This is a genomic window from Paenibacillus sp. VMFN-D1 (assembly GCF_003386155.1).
In the GTDB taxonomy this organism is placed as follows: Bacteria; Bacillota; Bacilli; order Paenibacillales; family Paenibacillaceae; genus Paenibacillus_AQ; species Paenibacillus_AQ favisporus.
Map to the genome: position 1 here is coordinate 315130 of NZ_QRDU01000004.1, position 21123 is coordinate 336252.

At 56.7% G+C, this 21123-nt stretch carries 18 protein-coding genes; 16 read left to right on the forward strand and 2 right to left on the reverse strand.

Annotation, left to right across the window (positions count from 1 at the left end; all coding sequences use genetic code 11):
* Positions 1-35 precede the first annotated feature (35 nt).
* Entirely contained in the window at positions 36-1349 is a 1314-nt protein-coding gene (locus tag C7820_RS25320; RefSeq protein WP_116233389.1) for an MFS transporter, read from the forward strand.
* Positions 1350-1691: 342 nt separating this feature from the next.
* Positions 1692-2567 (forward strand): hypothetical protein, encoded by an 876-nt coding sequence (locus C7820_RS25325; RefSeq protein WP_258875399.1) that lies wholly within the window; start codon positions 1692-1694, stop codon positions 2565-2567.
* Between the two features lie 33 nt (positions 2568-2600).
* On the opposite strand, the gene C7820_RS25330 is transcribed toward C7820_RS25325, so the two are convergent.
* On the reverse strand, positions 2601-3686 hold the full coding sequence (locus tag C7820_RS25330) for a glycosyltransferase family 4 protein (RefSeq protein WP_116233390.1): 1086 nt from the start codon (positions 3684-3686) through the stop codon (positions 2601-2603).
* 236 nt (positions 3687-3922) lie between these two features.
* Between C7820_RS25330 and C7820_RS25335 the strand changes: the two genes are divergently transcribed.
* Complete coding sequence (locus C7820_RS25335; protein ID WP_116233391.1) at positions 3923-4672, forward strand: YheC/YheD family protein; 750 nt, start codon at positions 3923-3925, stop codon at positions 4670-4672.
* Between the two features lie 148 nt (positions 4673-4820).
* Here C7820_RS25335 and C7820_RS25340 read toward each other — a convergent pair whose 3' ends face one another.
* Positions 4821-5252, reverse strand: a complete 432-nt coding sequence (locus C7820_RS25340; RefSeq protein ID WP_181909193.1) for a DUF2500 domain-containing protein — start codon at positions 5250-5252, stop codon at positions 4821-4823.
* Positions 5253-5440: 188 nt separating this feature from the next.
* Between C7820_RS25340 and C7820_RS25345 the strand changes: the two genes are divergently transcribed.
* The 13 genes from C7820_RS25345 (at position 5441) to C7820_RS25400 (ending at position 21105) form a co-directional block, all read left to right on the forward strand.
* Positions 5441-6238 carry an ABC transporter ATP-binding protein gene (locus C7820_RS25345; RefSeq protein ID WP_116233392.1) on the forward strand — a complete coding sequence of 266 codons (798 nt, stop codon included), beginning with the start codon at positions 5441-5443 and terminating at the stop codon, positions 6236-6238.
* The gene (locus tag C7820_RS25350) at positions 6235-7869 is read left to right on the forward strand and encodes a hypothetical protein (RefSeq protein ID WP_116233393.1); all 1635 of its coding nucleotides are present in this window, start codon (positions 6235-6237) and stop codon (positions 7867-7869) included. Before C7820_RS25345 ends, C7820_RS25350 begins: the two co-directional genes overlap by 4 nt.
* A gap of 202 nt (positions 7870-8071) precedes the next feature.
* On the forward strand, positions 8072-9103 hold the full coding sequence (locus tag C7820_RS25355) for an ABC transporter substrate-binding protein (RefSeq protein WP_258875400.1): 1032 nt from the start codon (positions 8072-8074) through the stop codon (positions 9101-9103).
* Positions 9104-9111: 8 nt separating this feature from the next.
* Positions 9112-11178: an iron ABC transporter permease gene (locus tag C7820_RS25360; protein WP_258875401.1), complete on the forward strand. Its 2067-nt coding sequence runs from the start codon at positions 9112-9114 to the stop codon at positions 11176-11178.
* Positions 11179-11239: 61 nt separating this feature from the next.
* Entirely contained in the window at positions 11240-11542 is a 303-nt protein-coding gene (locus tag C7820_RS25365) for a hypothetical protein (protein ID WP_212985610.1), read from the forward strand.
* A gap of 280 nt (positions 11543-11822) precedes the next feature.
* Positions 11823-12305 carry a hypothetical protein gene (locus tag C7820_RS25370; protein WP_116233394.1) on the forward strand — a complete coding sequence of 161 codons (483 nt, stop codon included), beginning with the start codon at positions 11823-11825 and terminating at the stop codon, positions 12303-12305.
* Positions 12306-12590: 285 nt separating this feature from the next.
* Positions 12591-14003 (forward strand): cytochrome ubiquinol oxidase subunit I, encoded by a 1413-nt coding sequence (locus C7820_RS25375; protein ID WP_116233395.1) that lies wholly within the window; start codon positions 12591-12593, stop codon positions 14001-14003.
* The gene (cydB, locus tag C7820_RS25380; RefSeq protein WP_116233396.1) at positions 13987-15006 is read left to right on the forward strand and encodes a cytochrome d ubiquinol oxidase subunit II; all 1020 of its coding nucleotides are present in this window, start codon (positions 13987-13989) and stop codon (positions 15004-15006) included. The genes C7820_RS25375 and cydB overlap by 17 nt, the downstream gene beginning before the upstream one ends.
* Before the next feature lie 5 nt (positions 15007-15011).
* A complete protein-coding gene (locus tag C7820_RS25385) occupies positions 15012-16883 on the forward strand; it encodes an ABC transporter ATP-binding protein/permease (protein WP_116233397.1) in 1872 nt (623 codons plus the stop codon).
* On the forward strand, positions 16880-18649 hold the full coding sequence (gene cydC / locus C7820_RS25390) for a thiol reductant ABC exporter subunit CydC (RefSeq protein ID WP_116233398.1): 1770 nt from the start codon (positions 16880-16882) through the stop codon (positions 18647-18649). Before C7820_RS25385 ends, cydC begins: the two co-directional genes overlap by 4 nt.
* A gap of 94 nt (positions 18650-18743) precedes the next feature.
* A complete protein-coding gene (locus tag C7820_RS33570; RefSeq protein ID WP_181909194.1) occupies positions 18744-18905 on the forward strand; it encodes a hypothetical protein in 162 nt (53 codons plus the stop codon).
* Positions 18906-19087: 182 nt separating this feature from the next.
* Complete coding sequence (locus tag C7820_RS25395; RefSeq protein ID WP_181909195.1) at positions 19088-19675, forward strand: TetR/AcrR family transcriptional regulator; 588 nt, start codon at positions 19088-19090, stop codon at positions 19673-19675.
* A gap of 74 nt (positions 19676-19749) precedes the next feature.
* Entirely contained in the window at positions 19750-21105 is a 1356-nt protein-coding gene (locus C7820_RS25400) for an MFS transporter (RefSeq protein ID WP_258875434.1), read from the forward strand.
* The last annotated feature ends 18 nt before the right edge of the window (positions 21106-21123 follow it).

Sequence of the window (21123 nt, forward strand, 5' to 3'; positions counted from 1 at the left end):
GTACGCCATATTCTGACTGAACGGAGGAATTTTTCATGTCTACCCTAGTTACTGAGCCGCGGCCGTCCGCAAAATCGGTGTGGGCCAACCGCATCTATGCCAAAATGTTTACGGCTTACGCCATCTCGTCGTTCGGTGAATGGTTCGACGCTTTTGCGATTCAGGTTCTGGTCGCTTACCGATGGCAGGCCGATCCCTTAATGATTGCGCTGATCCCGGTCATGATGGCCCTGCCGGGCATCCTTCTCGGGTCGCTCGCGGGGGTGGTGGCCGACCGCTGGAAAAAGGTCAACCTGATGCTGATCGCCGATGCGGCCGAGACCGTTCTAACGGTCCTGCTGCTGTTTGCTCCAGGCATGCACTGGCTGCTGCCGCTATTGGCGCTCCGTGCCGCCATGGGCGTATTCCGCGTTCCGTCGCATCAGGCGCTGACACGCCAGGTGGTCCACGAGGATCAGCTGCTGAAGGCGACTTCCTACAACGGTCTGGTTAACCAGTTCTCCAAAATCGCCGGTCCGCTGCTGGGCGCGGTCGTCCTGACGGTACTATCCCCGCAGCTGTGCATTCTGGTGAATGCCGTAACCCGGTTAATCTCCTGCCTGCTGCTGTTTACGCTGCGCCGAATCGAGGCCAATCATACGGCTCCTCAGGCGGACATGAATCCGGGAGAAAATGCCGGCCCGGAGCACAGACCGGGCTTCATCGAGCAATGGAAGCAGGGCTGGGCGGTGCTGCTGCAGCGCCGGATTCTGCTCACCACGCTGATCGTGAATATGACGGTCATCCTCGTTATTCTTATGATCGATTTCCAGTTTCCTACGCTCTATAGAGAGATTGCGCCGGATAACGAATCTCTTCTGGGCTGGATGGTCTCCTCAACCGGCGTGGGTGCCGTAGCCACGATCATGATCTTGAACCGCCGGAACCGGATCGGTTACGGCACAGGGATCGGGGGCGGCATCGTCCTGGTAGGCGCAGCGATCGGGGCGATGGGGCTGCTGAAACCAGGTTCTCCGGAGATCTGGAGCATCGTGCTGGGCCTTGTCATCGGGATCGGCAACGGGCTGTTTATGGTGACGAACAATTACGCGCTGCAAAAAGAAACGCCGGAAGGCATGACCGGACGGATATTCGGCATTCAGAACATGATGTCCAGTACGATTATGATCGCAGCTCCATTGGCCGGCGGTTTGCTGATCAAAGGTTTTGGCGTGGGAGAGGTGTTCTGCGTCCTTGGCCTGCTCGTACTTGTTTTTGGTATCATCTGCCTTCTGCTTCAGCGAATGCTCTGGCCAACGGACGCCAAGAAACGCGCCCATGAAGAACCCCTGCGGCAGGTATCCGGGTAGACGGTGCTGCCTTGATCCTGTGCAGGCCGGATAGCCCTCGGACATGAGCACTCCTTCTGCGAGCTCAACCAGAAGCGGCTTGGCAGCCCGAAGAACAAAGCCTTAACAAAAACAGCCCTGAGCCGGTCAACCGGCCCAGGGCTGTTTGTTCTGGCTGACCCCCCCTGCTTATTCTGTAAGCGGACTAAACAATGAAGAGGCTTGTATCCCGCACTTTGGTCGGGGGCGGCATCGACCAAAGTCCAGGGAAAAGTCTGGACCCCGGATAGAATTGCCGGAACCTCCTTCTCTGTACAATAAGACGTAATCAATGCCAAAACGTTCGGATGGAGGAGATTATTCATGGAAATGGTCAACGTAAGGAGCGTGGGCGCCCGGCCGGCGTTCCGCTGGTTTGAAGGGGAGAAGTGGCTGGTCCTGACTGCTGTCTTGGGATTTCTGCTGTCCGCCTTCTGCGGGATCTGGACCCTTGTGAACGGGGCGGAAGTAGCCCCCGGGGGCAATGTTCAAAATGCGTTTTCTTTTAACGCTGCGATCGGGATATTTTTGCTGTCGACGGCGCTCATTATCCCGTATTCGGGTCTCGGACGAAGAGGCAGAGCCTTTTACCGCTACCCCTACATCGTGCTCGCACTCTATTCCTATTTTGCCGAAACGGTACAAAATTTCCGTGGAGTTAATCCCCGGTTTGTCAAAGACGGGTCCGCCTTTGACAAGGCAGTGGGCAACGTTTTTGCGTTCATCGCCCTGCTGCTCGTCGTTTTTTATCTGTTCCTGGCCGCGCAGTATTTCCGTCGCAAAGTATACGCGGCTCATCCTGAGCTGGTGACGGGCATCCGTTATGCCATGGTAGCCGTGATGCTGTCTTTTGCAGCGGGGATCTGGATTTCGGTTAACCAAGGCCGGACCGTGGGGCTGCATGGCAACATTATTTGGCTGCACGGCCTGGGCTTCCACGCACTTCAGGCCATCCCGCTCGTCGCCTGGCTGAGTACTCGGACTTCGCTCTCCGTCTGGGTACGTCTCCGAATGATCCACCTGACGGGCATTTGCTACGTGCTTGGATTGGTCTTCATCGGATGGCAGACTTTGTTGGGCCATACGGTTCTTGAATGGTCAACGCTCACTGTCGCTGCCGGCTTCTGCTTCCTGCTCTCCTTGGCTGCCGGTGCTTTGATGCTGCGCAACGCGGACGGATTATTGAGAAAAATGCATTGAGTCATTTATCTACAGCAGCCAGAGGAGAACCGATTAGGAGTACAGCGCCGCGAGCTTTTCGGCGGTCCGGCCCCATGTGAAAGACTGAAGTACCATGCTGCGTCCGCTGCCGCCCAGGCTGCGCCGCAGCTCTTTGCTTTGGGCCAGTGTGACCAGATATTCCGCAAAACCTTCCGGACGCCAGTAGTCATCCACCAGGTAACCATTTACCCCGTGCTTAATAATTTCGGGAATGCCACCGATCTGCGAGGCGATGACCGGAAGTCCGGATGCCATCGCCTCGACGTTAACGAGGCCGAAGGCTTCGTGCCGCTGGGAGGGACAGACAAAGCAGTCGGCCATCCGGTAGATGCTGTGAATTTCGCTGTGGTTTTTGTTGCCGGTCCAGGTGACCGCTACCCTCAGCTTGGCGGCCTCGGCTTTCAGCCTCCGGATATATCCCTCCTTGCTCCGGCCTGCAATCACAAGATGCAGTGGGACTTGTTTGCTTGCGATTTGCGCGGCTTTCAGCAGAACGGGCACGCCTTTTCTCGGGATGATCCGTCCAGTGAACAGCACGGTGAAGACATCCCCGATCCCATACCGGCTGCGGGCCTGCGCCCGCTCAAAATCGGTTGGCGGACGAAACCGGTCGGTGTCCACGCCAAGCTCGACCGTACGTATTTTGTGCGCTTGTGAGGGGAAACGTACGGACAGCTTTTGCTTTAGCGAGGCGCTGTTGGCGACAATCCACCACGCATGCTTCAGGCTCGCGGCAACGAGCCGTGTCGAAGGCACGAAAGTGAGCGAATGCAGAAACAAGGTTACTTTGGACTGGGGAACAGCCCGCTGAATAGCGGCCATATAGTGGGGACGGTTATCCACCTGGATGACGTCGTAAGTTTTCCCATGAATGAATCGAAGCACCGAAGCGAGGTAGACTTTGGAGCTGCCGGAACGGACCCTGACAATACGAACCCCCTCATCCGTGCTCTCCAGAGGCAATCCCGCGGAGGCTCTGCTTAAGACGGTTACCGCATGCTTCTTGGCAAGCTGCCTGGCGATGGATAAAATGCAGATTTCCACCGAGCCGCTGCCGGGAACAGGGAGCCGTTCGGGGGCTACGATCAGTATGTTCAAGCCGCTTTCCTCCCTTACAGCAAAGATGCTGATCCCCGCACCTGCTGCTTAATTGATCCTTCTATTATTTATGCGTGCCCCCATAACAGAGTACGGGATGCCAGCCCAGAAACGGAATCTATTGTTCTGCTTGCGGGATGAATGTCCTGTCCAGTCCGCCGTGCCTTGCATACAATAAACAGGTTTTGCAAGCGCGTTACAATCTATTTTGAAGACAGGACAGGAGAGATCGGTGGATGGGGGAGAAGATCCGCACGGCAGTCGTCAGCAAGTGGATTAAAACGAAAGTGCTGCTTGGCAGCAAGGAAGTCCGGCCGTTTATGCTCGATACCCGCAAAATTAGCAAATCCGACATGAAGGAGATGCTGAAGTCGTACCGTATGGTCTATGTCAAACCGGAAAACGGCACCCACGGCAAAGGGGTGATTCGGGCGGAACAGCTGGAGAACGGAGATTATACGTATCAGGTGGAGACGGTAAAAAAGACCTTCGGCAGCTATGATCCGTTCTATCAATCGCTGCAGAAGCAGACCGGGAAGCGAAGCTACCTGATTCAAAAAGGGATTCATCTCGTAAAGTACCGTAAGCGTCGTTTTGATATCCGGGTGATGGTGCAGCGGCGTCCTGGAGGAGATTGGGAGGCGACCGGTTTGATCGGAAGAGTCGCCCGCGAAGGCAAAATCGTGACCAATTATCACAGCGGGGGCACGCCGATGGATGTCAAAACGCTGCTCGGGGCCCATTTGAATGAGAAAGAGACGGCTAAAGTCATCCAATCCCTGAACAAGCTCGGGGTGACTACCGCAAAGCATCTGCACAAAAAGTACCCCGGTTTCCGGCAGATCGGCCTGGACATCGGCTTTGACCGGACGTGGACGCCGTGGATCATTGAGGTGAACACGAATCCTGATCCGTACATTTTTAACCAGCTGAAGGACAAATCCACGTATCGTAAAGTAATGAAGTTCAGACAGGCTTGGAAGTAAGCAGTATATGCGGGGAAAGGGCTCGGCTGAAGCGCCGGCCTTCTTTTTTTGTATGATAAAGGCGCTCATCATCGACGGGTTCCCCGAATGTTAAAAATGCAGCCTTTGTCCTGCGGTTGAACCCGCGGTCAAGGCTGCTTTTACTGTTCTAGGACGTTTGCCCAACCTCCCGTTCAAAACCGACGATCCAATCGCCCTGGACCGCGGCATACCCCTCATCTCCTTCGGCAACCAAGCCGTACAGATGCTTCACGTCCAAATATTCCTTCCGCTCCCCGTTATCAAATTCCAGGGTGATGTAATAGTACGTTCTGGAGGAGCCGCTAGAATTGACAAAGCCGCTGCCGTTATCATGATGGCTGCCGCTGTGATGGCGGATGTCCATCCGTTTGGAAATGACACGGGCGTACATGGACGCCCGGGGAGTACGGGCATTTTTGAAATAACGGGCACCATTCATAATGATGCTGGCAACGATGATGATGAACACAATGCCGAAAATAAAGGGGAAAATTCTAAACATAAAATCGAAGAAGTCAAAGCCTCCTCCGCCAAAGGGCGGTGGCCCGGGAGTCACCATAACGTTATTCTCCTTTCATGATGCCGGTTTGGTGTGCATTCAACCGAATATTGTGTAGAACGCGTAAAACGAAGGAAAGTTGTCGATTATCGGCAAAAAATACGGCGATTGTATGATTCATGGTCCGCTTCCATCTCTATATCTGCTATGCTAGTATTTGGAAATACAAGATGATAGGGGGAGCTGCAATGCCAGAATCAAAACGTGAGCCGATCATCTCCATCCAAGGACTCGAAATGAACTATGGGGGAAAGCAGGTTCTGAAGGGCATCAACCTGGATGTGTATGAAGGGCAAATCATCGGATATATCGGCCCGAACGGCGCGGGAAAAAGTACGACAGTCAAAATTATGCTGGGGCTTGTCAAAGGCTACAGCGGCCGTGTTCGCATCTTCGGCAAGGATATTTCGGACGGAGAGGTAGAGTATAAGGCCAAGATCGGCTATGTTCCTGAGATCGCCGAGATGTACGATAGCTTGACCGCCCAGGAATATCTGACGTTCGTTGGCGAGCTGTACGGTCTTGAGCGGCGGCTTGCCGATCACAAGGCGCAGCGGTTGATGGAGCAGTTTGGCTTGGAAGAGGTGTACTTTAACCGAATATCCTCTTTAAGTAAAGGTATGCGCCAGAAGGTGCTGTTGATCTCAAGCCTCCTGCATAATCCCGACATTCTTTTTTTGGATGAGCCGCTCAGCGGACTGGATGCAAACAGCGTTATGGTGGTGAAGGAGATGCTGGCAAGCCTTGCAGCCGAAGGCAAAACGATCTTTTATTCGTCTCATATTATGGAGGTTGTGGAGAAGATCAGCAGCCGGATCGTTTTGCTGAATGAAGGGAACGTTGTCGCCGACGGCAGCTTCGAGCAGCTGCAGGAACAGCTGCATGAAGGAACGCTGGAAGAGATTTTTACTGAGCTGACCGGGTATCATGAGCATAAAGATACGGCAGCCCGAATCGTGTCCATCGTAAAAGAGGTACAGCGATGAATGATTTCAAAACGCTGATTGTGCTGGACCGCTGCAAGGGTCTGTTCGAAAAGGCAGGGATGGATTATGTGCAGATGCGCCGTATCCTACAGGTCAAACTCACGATGGATGGCCGCCGGGCGCCGACACTCATCGGTAAAACTTCCCGATCTGCTGATCCTGATGAGCTGTCGAACCAGTTTCTTAAGTCGCTGTGGATTTATGCCGTGATGGGGGTGGTCATGACCCCATTCGTGGTCATGGGTCACAACCTTATTTTTCAGATGAGCATCGTATTCAGTATCTTGATGTTTATGATCACGACGTCGCTGATTTCCGACTTCTCCTCCGTATTGCTGGATGTTCGGGACCATACCGTTTTGGGTTCCAAACCGGTGAACGCTAAGACGATCAATATGGCCAAGGCCATTCATATCATGATTTATTTGTTTTTTATTACAGGCTCGATTACGGCCGCACCGCTTGCTGCCGCCCTGTTCCGACACGGCATTGTATTTTTCTTGATCTTTGTGCTGGAGATCGTGCTGATGGATCTGCTGATCGTCGCGATAACGGCATTGTTGTACTGGCTCGTCCTCCGCTTCTTCGACGGAGAAAAGCTGAAGGACATCATCAATTATGTGCAAATTGGCCTCACGATGGTCATGGCGGTTGGTTATCAGCTTATCGCCAGAGTGTTCAATTTGGTGGATTTGCCGAACGGGTATGAGGCCCATTGGTGGCATGTATTTCTGTTCCCGGTCTGGTTTGCGGCTCCGTTTGAATGGCTGTTCGGTGGACATAGGGGAGAGGCGATCCTTGTTTTCAGCCTATTGTCGGTCCTCCTGCCGCTCCTGGCCGTATGGATTTATGTCCGGATGATCCCTTCGTTTGAAGCCAATTTGCGGAAACTGTCCACCCAGACTGCCCGCAAGAAGGGAAGGGGCGGACGGTGGCCGGATGTTCTGGGGCGCTGGATCTGCAGAAGCCGGGAGGAGCAGGTGTTTTTCCGCTTTGCGCTCGGCATGATCCGGAAGGAGCGGGATTATAAACTAAAGGTGTACCCTTCGCTGGGACTCTCGCTCATCTTTCCGTTTATTTTCATGTTTAATACGTTTAATTCGGGCAGCAGCTGGGAGGAGATCCGTGCAGGCAACTCTTATTTGTTTATGTATTTCTGTGCCCTGATGATCCCCAGCGCCGTCATGATGCTGCAGTACACCAGCACGCCGAAAGGGGCGTGGATTTTCAGTACGGTACCGCTGCGTAATCATGAGCCTGTCTATAAAGGCACGCTTAAAGCATGCATTGCTCAGCTTATTTTGCCGATTTTCGTTGTGGAAAGCATAATCTTTACGGTGATTTTCGGCATCAGAATCCTGCCGGATCTGCTGGTCATATTCGTCATGACCTTACTGTACACCGTGATCAGCTTCCGGCTGATGGGTTTGGAGATGCCGTTTACCGAACCTGCTCAGGCAGGAACGCAATCCGGAAAGGCCGGCCTGATGCTCCTTCTTTTTTTAATATTGGGGGCCATGGCAGGGCTTCATTTTGCACTCCGTTTCTCGACTTATGGAGTATATGTACTGATGGCTGTGGCCTTGATCGGCAATATTGCCGCATGGAAACTGGCCTTCCGTAACCTTTAAGCTAAGGGCCGGAATATATTCTGCAAGCGGTCTTCTATAAAACTGTACATAAAGCGGCTCCGCCAATGCGGCGGAAGGCCGCTTTTTCATGCCCAAAATCGCTATTGACATCCCTATTGAGAACCAATATCATTTAGATATTTAATTGATACTGATTCTCAATATCAATAATAAGTACATAGCAGAGAGGGAGATTGTGTTCATGAAGACATTCCGGTTAAAACGGGGGCTGCTCGCCCCGTTCATCGTGTGCTGCCTCATCGCTTTATTCACTGCAGGCTGCAGTACGGGGGGAGAAGCCAAGGAAGGAGCTGCTGCGCAGGCTGGCAGCGGAGATTCAAGTACACCGGCCCAACAGGAAGAAGTTCGCACGATCCAGCACTCGATGGGAACCGCCGAGATGAAAGGGACGCCGAAGAACATCGTCGTTCTGGAATGGACGTACGCGGAGGATTTGATTGCACTTGGCATTCAGCCCAAAGGTGTCGCCGACGTGGAAGGGTATAAGAAATACGTGAACGCCCAGCCGGGGCTGTCGGCGGACGTCATCGATGTAGGTACGCGGCAGGAGCCCAGTCTGGAGCTGATTACAAGCCTCAAACCGGACCTGATTATCGCGGAAAATTTCCGCGTGAAGGATACATACGAGCAGCTAAAGGCGATTGCGCCGACCGTAGTTTTTGATAACTACTCCAAAGAAGCTTCCCAGGATCAATACGCCACGATGGAGAATTCCTTCCGGACGATTGCCGATATCGTCGGCAAGAAAGAGGAAGGCGAGAAGGTGCTCGCTGACGTGCAGGCCACCTTTGACGATGCCAAAGCGAAGCTGAAGGCGTCGGGCAAAGAGCATGTGAAATACGCTTTGATCCAAGGCTTTTCGAATCAGGATGCGGCGGTCATGCTGCTGTACTCGGACAACTCGATTGCTGCGGGCGCGCTGAAGCGTGCGGGCTTCGAGAATGCCTATCAGCCTAATCCCCTTCCGGAGGACGGCTATGCCAAGACGACAGTGGAGTCGCTGGTACCTGTACAGGATGCCAATCTGCTGTACGTGGTTCAGGATGATGATAACATCATCGAGAAACAGATGAAGAACAACGCCGTCTGGAACGGCTTGCATTTCGTCAAGGAACAACAAACGTATCCTCTCGGCGGCGATATGTGGGTATACGGTGGCCCGCTGTCGGCGAAAATTCTGGTCGATAAAGCGGTCAGTCTGCTGACGCAATGAAGCCGGTGATGGAGCCGATAACGGGGCACGAGGCAGCCGTAAGGCCGGAAACCCGCCGAATCAGCCTGAATCTGCTGGTGTTTGCCGGGGGAGGTGTTCTTCTGGTGATCCTGCTGGCGCTGAGCCTGACGCAAGGGGAGCTTCATATTCCGCTTCGTACGGTGTATGAGGCGATCGTTCACCCGCAGAACATTGCGGAACACCAGACCATTCGCGGCCTGCGGCTGCCCAGAGCCGTCATGGGCATTTTGGCTGGTGCCGCCCTGGCTGCGGCAGGCGCCCTGCTGCAGACGGTGACGCGGAACGCCCTGGCGGAAGGGGGAACCTTCGGGATCAATGCCGGCGCCTATTTTGCCGTGGTGCTGTGCACGATCTTTATGCCGTCCCTGATTCATTCGTCACCGCTTATCACGGCTTTGCTCGGCGGCTGCCTGGGCGCAGGGCTGTCTTACCTGCTGGCGGGGGCAAGCCGGAGCACGCCGGTCCGGATGGCGCTCTCCGGCATGATCGTGTCGCTGGTGCTCGCCTCGTTCACCGGCGCGCTTCAGCTGCTGTTTGAGAACGAGACGAATGGGCTGTTCGTCTGGGGTTCGGGTTCGCTGAACCAGAACGATTGGCACGGTGCGGCCTACAGCTGGCCGTGGGTGACCGGCGTCCTCGTTCTGGCATGGCTGTTCCGGCGCCAGCTGGACTTGCTGGAGATGGGGGACGAGACCGCCCAGGCGCTGGGTCAGCGGGTAGGGCTGGCCCGCACCGCCGCACTCGCCGCGGCGGTCCTGCTCGCCGGGGTCACCGTCAGTGTGGTGGGCCCGATCGGTTTTGTGGGGTTGATCGCCCCGCATCTCATCCGCTTGCTCGGGATGCGGCGGCATGCGCTGCTCATTCCAGGCAGCGCGTTATGGGGCGCGGTCATCCTGCTGGGTGCCGACGCCATTGCCCGGTTGTTCCGCGGCACGCTCGGGGAGCTGCCGGCGGGGGCCGTCACGGCGCTGTTCGGCGCGCCGTGGCTGATTTGGCTGGCGCTGCGGGCCAGCCGCACGGCTGCTGCCGATGGCGGAGGCGGGATGAGCGCCGGCGTGCTGCATAAGCGCCCGCCGTACCCGCTGCTGCTTGCCGCCATGATTGTGCTGATCCTGCTGGCATCGGTCATCGGCATATCGGCAGGCAGCCTGCGCATCCCGCTGGGCGATACGCTCGCGGTCCTGAGCGGCGGCGGGGAGGCGATGTACCGCAATATCATCCTTGATATGCGTCTGCCCCGCCTGCTGGTATCGCTGCTGGCCGGAGCCGGTCTCGCCGTGGCCGGCGTCATGCTGCAGAGCACCGTCCGCAATCCGCTGGCGGATGCCTCGGTGGTGGGCGTCACCTCCGGCGCGGGCGTTGGGGCGCTGCTGCTGATCGTGCTTTTCCCGGCCGCCTCCGGCGGATGGCTGCCGGCTGCGGCCATCGTGGGCGCTGTGGGCGCAGCAGCCGTGGTCGGCGTGCTGTCCTGGCGGAAGGGGCTGGAGACCAGCACACTGACGCTGGTCGGCATCGCCGTGTCGGCGGCCTGCGCCGCGGCGATCCAGTTTCTGGTCATCCGCTCCGGCATGGGGGCTGCTCCGGCGCTGGCCTGGCTGGCCGGCACCGTCTATGCCCGCGGCTGGAGCGATTTGATCAGGCTGGCTGCGCTGCTGATCGTCCTGCTTCCTGCGGCCTGGCTGATCGGCCGCCGGGCGGACCTGCTGGGATTCGGCGATGCCGTATCCCAGGGTCTTGGCCTGGCGCTGACGCGGGCCCGGCTGCTCACAGCGCTGATCGGCGTGCTCATCGCGGCCGCCGTCGTTCAGGCCGTTGGCACGGTCGGTTTCGTCGGCCTGCTGGCACCGCACGCCGTCCGCCTGCTGACCGGGCATCATACCCGGCGCGCGGTCGTGCTGTCGGCGCTGCTCGGGGGCCTGTTGATGGTCGTATCCGATATCGTCGGCCGGCTGCTGATCGCCCCCAAGGAAATTCCGGTCGGTCTTGTCGCAGCGGTCATCGGAACGCCTTATCTGCTCTTTCTGATGTTCCGCTCCAACCGGCTCAGGAAATAGCCTTCCGCCCCGGCTCCCTTCGCCTCTGCTGGAATAAGCTGGGGTGAAGGGGGTGAGACGCATGACGACATCCAAGCATTATTCGGCTGCCAAGAAGTATATGAACCGCCGGGTAAAGATCAAGACGAAGTACGGAAGCACGTTCTACGGTAAGATCGTCAAGGTCAGCAGTTCCAAGGTATATCTGAAGGTTTCCTCGGTCTCGAGCAGTCCCGGAAAGGCGCATATCTCGTTTTTTCCTTTCATTCTGCCGCTCGTACTGTTTGATCTGCTGGTGATTGCGCTGGCGGACGGCCGTCACCATCATGTTCCGCATCCACACTACCCACACGGTCCGTATCCCGGCCCATACCGTCGTCTATAATCGGACTTGGTTCTGCGGCTAACAACCGTTTACACCAGGCGGATTTCGACAAAATGGCTGGTAAATGTTATCCTTTTGTCGTAATTTCATACAAAAAATGAAGCCGCACGCATGCCGCATTAAAGCGCTCTACATCCGGCAGCTGCGGGTTTCCCGCTTTGGAAGGCCCCCGGAAGGGGGCTTTTTTATATTTCCGGCACTTGGCACTATTTCTCACTTTGATTCTGTCCCTCAGAAGTAGTACATTATTAATTGAAATCATAAGGAGGTTTCCGAATTAATGTTCTATGAAGACAATGAGAATTTGAGCATCATGACCTACACCTTGAATAGCGGCATTAAAGGAACTGTACCTTTATCCAATAAGCAGATTCAGGAATGGATCGAGTGCTATCGCACGGATGCGAAATTCATCACAGCGATCGGTAAGGAGTTTTTTGGCCTGAATCCGGAGCTGGTCGCCGATTTTAAAGTGCATAATCGGTTCTCCAATTACGCTGAACTGATCAAGCCCGTAGTATCTTCTTCGGAGCCCGACAACACGGATCAGCTCTCGAAGGCGTACGAAGAAAATCGGGTGTACTTCAAAGTCGATTGCAAATGCGGTACGACTTACACGACCTTTTCCCAATACTACACGACCAAATGGTATTGTTCCAAGTGCAAGGAAATCGTATTTTTGGACAAGAAGAAGGGCAGAGTGCCGACCGATAAGGGCGATGCCTGGTACATGACCAATAAATACTATGTGGCACGGGACTAGCATGATTTCACGAACGAGCCTGAAGCAGGCAACATATATAGAGGAACTGAAGAATTGGACGGCTGCGCCGAAAGGTGCGGGCGTCTTTTTTGTGCTTGAAGGGCCTCATTTTTAAATATTTTGTGACTAATTTCACAAAATCGAAGATTTGGGCTTTGTATTGTGACATTTATCACAATATTCGGATTCAAAGTCTGCCATGATACAGGAAGAAACGATGAAGCCAAGTTATCGGAACCTGTTAGGCGGGTTTTAAGAATAACGACAGGAAAGAGGGAAGAGACGATGGATGTAGTTATGCTCTCACGTATCCAGTTTGCCGCGACGACGATTTTTCACTTTTTTTTCGTGCCGCTGTCCATTGGACTGGTGTTCACGATCGCGATCATGGAAACGATGTATGTCGTCAAAGGCAAAGAAGAGTACAAACGAATGGCTAAATTTTGGGGGAAGCTGTTCCTGATCAACTTCGCCGTCGGCGTGGTGACAGGGATTTTGCAGGAGTTCCAGTTCGGAATGAACTGGTCGGCTTACTCCCGCTTTGTAGGTGACGTCTTCGGGGCGCCGCTGGCGATCGAAGCGCTGCTTGCGTTTTTCCTCGAATCGACGTTTATCGGCCTGTGGATTTTCGGATGGGAGCGCCTGTCCAAAAAGGTCCACATGATCTGCATCTGGCTGGTCGCGTTCGGCACGGTGATGTCGGCGTTCTGGATTTTGGCAGCCAACTCCTTTATGCAGCGTCCGGTCGGTTTTACGATCCATAACGGCCGCGCCGAGATGAACGACTTCCTAGCTTTGATTACGAACGGCCAGCTGCTGCTGGAGTTCCCGCACACGATTCTGGCGGCTTTTATGACCGGGGCCTTTCTGGTCACCGGGGTCAGCGCCTACAAGCTGCTGAAGAAGCAGGATACCGCCTTTTTCAAAAAATCTTTTGTCATCGCGGTGATCATCGGGCTTGTGTCCTCGATCGGCGTGGCACTGGTGGGCCATCAGCAGGCGCAATATTTGGTGAAGACCCAGCCGATGAAAATGGCTGCGACCGAAGCGCTCTGGGAAACGAGCAGCGATCCCGCGCCGTGGACGGTCACCGCATTTATCGATACGAAAAATCAGACCAATACCGGGGAATTCCAAATTCCCTACCTGCTCAGCTTCTTGTCTTACAGCAAGTTTTCCGGCGAAGTTACGGGGATGAAGGAGCTGCAGTCCCAGTATGAACAGCAGTACGGCCCCGGGGATTACATCCCTCCGGTGCGCACGACCTTCTGGAGCTTCCGCATCATGGTGGCCAGCGGCTCGCTGCTCATTGTGCTCAGCTTGTACGGCGTCTATCTTGCGGCACGCAAAAAGCTCTACAACCGCAACACCTGGTTTATGCGCCTGATGCTGTTTGCCATTTCGCTGCCGTTTATCGCCAATACGTCGGGCTGGATCATGACGGAGATTGGACGCCAGCCTTGGACCGTATTCGGGCTGATGACGACCGCCGACGGCGTGTCGCCTAGCGTCACGGCAGGGCAGGTATTGTTCTCCATCATTGCTTTTACGGCCATTTACGCCATTCTGGCGGTGGTCATGGTGTATCTGTTCGTCCGCGTCATCAAGAAAGGACCGTACGCCGACAACGCTGCTCATTCGAATGAGTCGGCCGATCCATTTGATAAGGAGGGAGTTCCGCATGCTGTCTCTCAATGAGCTGTGGTTTGTCCTAGTAGCTGTCCTGTTTATCGGGTTTTTCTTTCTGGAGGGTTTTGACTTCGGGGTCGGGATGTCCACGGGTATTCTGGCCAAAAACGATACCGAGCGCCGGGTGCTGATCAATTCGATCGGCCCCTTCTGGGATGCCAACGAAGTATGGCTGCTGACGGCCGGCGGCGCGATGTTCGCCGCGTTTCCGAACTGGTACGCGACGCTGTTCAGCGGTTTTTACACACCGCTGGTGCTCCTGCTGCTCGCCCTGATCGGGCGCGGGGTGGCTTTTGAATTCCGAGGCAAGGTGCAGACCGCTGCTTGGAAAAAAACGTGGGATGTCGTCATCTTCATCGGCAGTCTGCTGCCTCCGCTGCTGCTCGGCGTCGTCTTCGCCGACCTGATCCGGGGGCTGCCGATCGACCAGGCGATGGAGATGAAAGCCAGCTTCTTCGGCGACATCGTCAACCTGTATTCCGTGGTCGGCGGGCTCACCATGGTAGTGCTCTGCCTCGTGCACGGACTGATGTTTACGACGCTTCGGGTCACCGGCGACCTGCAGGTGCGGGCCCGCCGCTTGGCGGAGGTGCTGCTTGCACCGCTGGCGGTACTGATCGCGGCGTTTGGGGCCATGACCTATTTCGAAACGGACATTTTTGAGGGCCGTGCCCTCCTGCTGACCGTCATGGGCGTGGTGATCGTAGCCGCTTACGTGCTGGCCGCCGTCTTCATCGCCAAGCGACGTGACGGCTGGGCATTCGGCATGACGGGTGCCGTCATTGCGCTGACGATTGCCTTCTTCTTTGCCGGACTGTTCCCGAACGTCATGATCAGCTCGATCGATCAGGCGTTCAACCTGACGCTGACCAACGCCGCATCGGGTCCGTATTCCCTGAAAGTCATGACGATCGTGGCTTTATCCCTGCTGCCGTTCGTGCTTGGCTATCAGATCTGGAGTTATTTCGTCTTTCATAAACGGGTTCACGAGCAGAGCCATCTGGAGTACTGAGCACAATGGATAAGCAGCTGCTGGGTTACAAAGGGATAAAGCCCGTTTTCGCCGTCATGCTGCTCCTGACGGTTCTGCAAGGCGTCTCCATCCTGATGATGGCCAAAGGGCTGGCCGAGGCCGTATCGGCCCTGTTCGCCGGGGCGCCGCTATCCGGGCAGACCGGCAGGATCGCGCTGTTCCTTGGTGCCTTCCTGCTCCGGCACGGGCTCGGACTGCTGCAGCAGAAAATCGGCAGCGCGTTTGCGGACCGCACCACGGCCGATGTCCGGGGGCGGGTGCTGCGCAAGCTGTTCCGGCTCGGCCCGCGGTTTGCGCGAACCGAAGGCACGGGCCATCTGGTCACGCTGGCCCTCGAAGGGACGGAGAAGTTCCGCAAATACCTGGAGCTGATCCTGCCCCGGATGGCAGGCATGTCCATCATTCCTTGGCTGATTCTGGCCTACGTCTTTTTCCGCGACATCACGTCCGGCGTCATTCTGCTGGTCTCCATGCCGATCCTGATCGCCTTCATGATCCTCATCGGGCTGGCAGCCCGCAAGCAGGCCGAGAAGCAGATGGACACCTTCCGGGTGCTGTCCAACCACTTCGTCGATTCGCTGCGCGGCCTGGAGACGCTGAAGCTGCTGGGGCAGAGCCGGGAGCACGGCGCATCGGTAGCCAAGGTGAGCGACCGCTACCGGACGGCGACGATGCGCACGCTGCGCGTCGCGTTCCTGTCCTCGTTCGCGCTCGACTTCTTCACGATGCTGTCGGTGGCCGTCGTCGCCGTCGGCCTTGGCCTGCGGCTCGTGAACGGCCAGCTTGAGCTGGTCACCGCGCTGACGGTGCTGATCCTGGCACCGGAATATTTCCTGCCCGTCCGGCAGGTCGGCACGGATTTCCATGCGACGCAGGACGGCAAAGAGGCGGGTGCCGTGATGCAGTCCATCCTGGACCGGCCGGCGGGAGAGCCGGCTGATTCCGACGGAGCGCCGGGTCCGGGCGCCGATTGGCGCTGGTCGCCGTTCAGCCGGCTGACGCTGTCGGGGGTGACCGTGCAGCACCAGGCTGAGGCGTACGGTTCAGCACCGGAGACGGATGGTGCTGAACGCGGACGGGTGAGTGGTGCTGACCGGCCCGCAGATGGCCGTATGGATGGGGCCGGGCAGGAGCAAAGGCGGGGGCAGAGCCCTCAGAACCCTCAGAGCCCTCGTTCCTTGGATGACGCGTCCTTTGAGGTTCAGGGCATGCCGACCATCGGCATCATCGGTACCAGCGGCGCCGGCAAATCCACGCTGATCGACATGCTGGGCGGGTTCCTCGCACCCGATGCAGGCGAGATTTGCCTGAACGGGACGCCGGTCGGTTCGCTGGCCGGTGAAGCGTGGCGCAGCCAGATCACCTATATCCCGCAGCATCCGTATCTGTTCAGCTGCTCCCTGCTGGACAACATCCGGTTCTACTCGCCGGAGGCGTCCCGGGAGGAAGCGCTGCAGGCTGTGGAAGCAGCCGGCCTTGCCGGGCTGGTTCGCAGTCTGCCGGGTGGCCTGGATGAGCCGATCGGCGAGGGCGGGCGCCAGCTGAGCGGCGGGCAGGCGCAGCGCGTGGCGCTCGCCAGAGCTTTTCTGAGCGACCGGCCGATTATTTTGCTGGATGAGCCGACGGCCCATCTCGATATTGAAACCGAGTATGAACTGAAGCAAACGATGCTGCGCCTGTTCCGGGGCAAGCTTGTTTTTCTGGCCACCCACCGTCTGCACTGGATGCCCGATATGGACCGGGTATTGGTGATGGATCAGGGCAGGATCGTCGAGGAGGGCACCCATTCGGGGCTGCTCGGCAAGGGCGGGGCGTATGACGCTTTGATTCGATCGCAAATGGAGGGAGTAAGGTGAGAAAAGAAGGATGGATATTACCGTACATCCGGGCCCACTGGGGACGCTGCCTGCTGATTATCGGGCTTGGCAGTCTCGCGCTGCTGTTCGCGGCAGGCCTGATGTTCACCTCCGGACTGCTGATCTCCAAATCGGCGCTGCGCCCGGAGAACATTCTGATGGTATACGTGCCGATCGTGCTCGTCCGCACGTTCGGCATCGGGCGGGCCGTCCTGTTCTATGCCGAACGGCTGGCGGGTCATGATACGGTCCTTCGGATCGTATCCTCCATGCGCGAGCGGCTGTACCGGATCCTGGAGCCGCAGGCGCTCTGGATCCAGTCGCGGTTTCGCGCAGGAGACGTATTGGGCGTGCTGTCCGCCGACATCGAGCATCTGCAGGATGTGTATTTGCGGACCGTGTTTCCCGGAGCGTCGGCGCTGGTCATGTACGCGGCAGCCGCAGCGGCGGTGGGCCGCTGGGATCTTCGCTTTGCCCTGGTCCTGGCGCTGTATATGTTCATCCTTGTCGGTATTCTGCCGTGGCTGTCCCTGATGATGACCAAGGCCCAAACGAAGCTGGCCAAAACACAGAAAGCCGGCATGTACCGGCAGCTGACCGATGCCGTGCTGGGTATGGGCGACTGGGTGATCAGCGGCCGGGAGGCCCAGTTTCTGGCGGCATACGAGGCGGAGGCCGGGGAAGCTGCCCGAACGGATGCGAAGCTCCGAACCTGGGTACGCTTCAGGCAGCTGGCCGCTCAGTGCGTTGTCGGCCTGATCCTGCTGACGGTGCTGGCCTGGGCGGCAGGGATGCATGCGGACGGGAAGCTGCCGGCCGTGCTGATCGCGGCCTTTGTGCTTGTCGTGTTCCCGGTAACGGATGCGCTGCTCCCGGTCTCGGAAGCCGTGGAGCATCTCCCCCGCTACCGGGATTCCCTGCGGCGGCTCTCGGATTTGGAAGGGGAGGAGTCTAACGTGAACGGATACGGAAACGGACAGGTGAGCGGAGATCAAGCCGCAGAGATGGCCGGCGGCGCCGTTCATATTCGGGTGGAAGGCGCCGGCTTTCGCTATGAAGGCGATTCGTCCTGGACACTGCGGGATATATCCCTCGATATTCCGCAGGGCAAAAAGGTCGCCATCATCGGACGAAGCGGTGCGGGCAAATCGACCCTGCTTAAACTGCTGGAAGGGGCGCTTGCCCCCGGCGAAGGCGAGGTCACGCTGAACGGCGTCCCGGCCGCGGCGATCGGGGAGCATATGCCCCATATCGTTTCCGTGCTGAACCAGAATCCGCATCTGTTCGATACGAGCATGGCCAACAATATCCGGCTCGGCAGCCAGGATGCCGGCGAGGAGGATATCGAGCGGGCCGCCCGGCAGGTGAAGCTTGACCGGCTGATCGAATCGCTGCCGGACCGCTACCATACCCGGATGCACGAGACCGGGCAGCGATTCTCCGGAGGCGAGCGCCAGCGGATCGCTTTGGCCCGGATCTGGCTGCGGAACAACCCGGTGGTCCTACTGGACGAACCGACGGTTGGCCTCGACCCCCGGACGGAGAATGCGCTGATCCGGATCATGCTCGATTCGCTGCAGGGGAAGTCGCTGATCTGGGTGACGCATCATTTGGCCGGAGCGGAGCACATGGACGAAATCGTGTTTATGGAGGACGGCAGGATCGTGATGCGCGGCAGTCATGCCGAACTGATGGAGAACGAGCCCCGATACCGCAGCTTGTACCAGCTTGACCGGCCGGAGGCGCTGCTGATAAAGGCCAATTAAGCGGCTCTGGAAGGCGCGGTATGCATAAAAGAACCGGATTGGTGCATCCTACCACTTGGGCAGTTTTTTGCAATTAAAGGAGGTGCACCCGGACATGACGAATCACAATGATCAAGAGCCAAGTAAGTACGAAGTCCAAAGAACCGAGCTGAACAAAATGCCGGTACCGGACAAACAAAGAGAAGAGTTCGCCAAAGAAATGGTGGAGGACGCCAAAGAAGCGTTCAGCCAGCAGCCAACCCAGGATAACGAATAATCGGCCCTCGGGCTTTGGCCAAAAAGACCATTTTCCATTCATAGCAGCGATACGACGTCGGGGCGCCCTTAAGGAGATCGTGAAGATCGGGGGCGTCCCGCCTGTTTTTGTGCATAATACTTGACTGCGCGTTCAAGAAAATGTTATCCTCACATCAGGATCAAGAAAGGGGCGTTTACGGTATGGGCAGACACAAGGAATTCGACCAGGAGAAAGCCGTCGACCAGGCGCTGGACCTGTTCTGGGAGAAGGGCTATGAGAGCACCTCCATCCAGGATTTATGCGATCATCTCGGGATTCACCGGGGCAGCCTGTACGATACGTTCGGCGACAAGCATGAGCTGTTTTTGGCCTGCCTGGACCGTTTCAGTGCAAGGGCGGACGAGAATTACAACTATATTTTAAAAGAGGACAGCGACTCGCCCAAGGAGCAGCTGGAGCGTTATTTTTCCAGAGTGATGGACGTTTCACTGAGTAATGCGGCCCGTGGGCGCGGCTGCCTTATGACGAACACGACCCTGGGAGCGGTAGCTTATGTACCGAACGTCGCCAGCCGGATCGATGCGCACTATATGCATACGGAAGGACTGCTGTTCAGCTTCTTGATGCGGGCGCAAAACAAAGGACTGGTGCGAAGCAAGCAAAGTCCGCGCCAGCTGGCCCGTTTTTTGAACGGCGTCAAGCAGGGCGTCCATGTCATGGCCCGGACGACGGCTGATCGCGGCGTACTGGAGGATATTTGTGCCGTCGCGGTGTCTACGATTTTTTAAAGATAAATAGAAAAGGGTAAGTTTCCAGCGAGTCTGGACCCTATTTTTTGAGATTTTCTTGAACGATCGTTCAGATAAATGCAGTTGCCGCACCGGCTGCTTCTCCCTTTTGTAGGGAGGAGGCCGATTTTTATACCTTTTTCTTGAACGAACATTCCAATAAAAGTGAGGGTGATCATATGAAACGCATGCTTTGGATCATTTTGATGATGTCGATCGGGGCGACGTTTACGTCCCCGTTATTTCCGCTCTATCAGGAGCGTTACCATTTAAGCAGCCTGCAGATCACGATTTTATTTGCGGTATACGCCTTGTTCCTGCTGCCGTCACTGCTGGTCTCCGGATCCCGGGGAAGCGGTTGGGGGCTTAAGCGGGTGCTCCGGATCAGTATATGGATCTCCATTCTTGCCACTCTGGTATTTATGGGCAGTCAGCAGGCATGGCTCGTGTATGCCGCAAGGATTCTGGAGGGGATCGCATACGGGACGTTTACCGGTACCGCGGTGGCGTTTCTGCTGAAGCAGACGCCGGGTGATAAAATCCCGCTGGCCATCACCTTATCGGGTATAACGGTCTCGGTCGGATTCGGTCTCGGTCCGGCTTTGACGGGACTCGTCATTCAGTATCTGCACTTGATGCCGCTGCGCGTTCCATTCTGGCTGTTGACGGTATTATTGGTGACCGCGTGGATGGCTCTGGAAACGTTAAAGGATGCCGATTTTCTGGCGCAAAAAGGCAAGCCCAAAGCGGCACCTGCACCGATATCGCTGGGAGTGCCGTCCGAGATCAGCCCGCATTTCTGGTCGTTCAGCGCCCTGCCGATCTTTACGCTGTTTACGCTGAATGGTATTATTTTGTCCCTGATTCCTTCCTTTGTGAAAAGCGTGCTCCATTCATCCAACCTGTCCGTCTCCGGCCTGCTGATCCTGCTGCTGCTTGGAGGAGGGGCCCTGCTGCAATTGTTGCCGCTGGCGAACGAACCGGTTACCCGTCTGCGGCTGGGCGTCGCGCTGCTGTCGATCGGGGCATGGCTGGTCGTCTTCTCAGGATCCACCGGAAGCATCGTTCTGCTGTGGATCGGGGTGCTGGTTCAAGCCCTTGGCAGCGGCTGGACGTTCCAAATCAGCTTGCGTCTGGCAGGTGAGCTGCCGCACGCCGAGGCTCGGTCAAAGGTCATCACGACCTTCTACCTTGCCGGCTATGCCGGGTTTATCGTACCGGTTGTCGGCACCGGCGTGCTGACGTACTTTTTCGATCTGCATGTGTCGCTCGTGGTGCTGAACACGCTGGCCTCGCTGCTGGTGCTGTACGTGCTCGGTTATTCCATCCGCTTCCGGCGTTATTACGCCGCTAGAAAGCAGAAGGAAATCCAGGTGGTGCGCAGTAAAGTTGCCGCCGCTGGGACAGACCAAGGGGCAATGACAAGCTGAGGGGCGTATGGAGAGAGA

Excerpts from the sequence above, each read along its gene's own strand:
- C7820_RS25320 (WP_116233389.1), top strand. The coding sequence starts at position 36 with ATGTCTACCCTAGTTACTGAGCCGCGGCCGTCCGCAAAATCGGTGTGG.
- C7820_RS25325 (WP_258875399.1), top strand. The coding sequence starts at position 1,692 with ATGGAAATGGTCAACGTAAGGAGCGTGGGCGCCCGGCCGGCGTTCCGC.
- C7820_RS25335 (WP_116233391.1), top strand. The coding sequence starts at position 3,923 with ATGGGGGAGAAGATCCGCACGGCAGTCGTCAGCAAGTGGATTAAAACG.
- C7820_RS25340 (WP_181909193.1), bottom strand. The coding sequence starts at position 5,252 with ATGGTGACTCCCGGGCCACCGCCCTTTGGCGGAGGAGGCTTTGACTTC.
- C7820_RS25345 (WP_116233392.1), top strand. The coding sequence starts at position 5,441 with ATGCCAGAATCAAAACGTGAGCCGATCATCTCCATCCAAGGACTCGAA.
- C7820_RS25350 (WP_116233393.1), top strand. The coding sequence starts at position 6,235 with ATGAATGATTTCAAAACGCTGATTGTGCTGGACCGCTGCAAGGGTCTG.
- C7820_RS25355 (WP_258875400.1), top strand. The coding sequence starts at position 8,072 with ATGAAGACATTCCGGTTAAAACGGGGGCTGCTCGCCCCGTTCATCGTG.
- C7820_RS25360 (WP_258875401.1), top strand. The coding sequence starts at position 9,112 with ATGGAGCCGATAACGGGGCACGAGGCAGCCGTAAGGCCGGAAACCCGC.
- C7820_RS25365 (WP_212985610.1), top strand. The coding sequence starts at position 11,240 with ATGACGACATCCAAGCATTATTCGGCTGCCAAGAAGTATATGAACCGC.
- C7820_RS25370 (WP_116233394.1), top strand. The coding sequence starts at position 11,823 with ATGTTCTATGAAGACAATGAGAATTTGAGCATCATGACCTACACCTTG.
- C7820_RS25375 (WP_116233395.1), top strand. The coding sequence starts at position 12,591 with ATGGATGTAGTTATGCTCTCACGTATCCAGTTTGCCGCGACGACGATT.
- cydB (WP_116233396.1), top strand. The coding sequence starts at position 13,987 with ATGCTGTCTCTCAATGAGCTGTGGTTTGTCCTAGTAGCTGTCCTGTTT.
- C7820_RS25385 (WP_116233397.1), top strand. The coding sequence starts at position 15,012 with ATGGATAAGCAGCTGCTGGGTTACAAAGGGATAAAGCCCGTTTTCGCC.
- C7820_RS33570 (WP_181909194.1), top strand. The coding sequence starts at position 18,744 with ATGACGAATCACAATGATCAAGAGCCAAGTAAGTACGAAGTCCAAAGA.
- C7820_RS25395 (WP_181909195.1), top strand. The coding sequence starts at position 19,088 with ATGGGCAGACACAAGGAATTCGACCAGGAGAAAGCCGTCGACCAGGCG.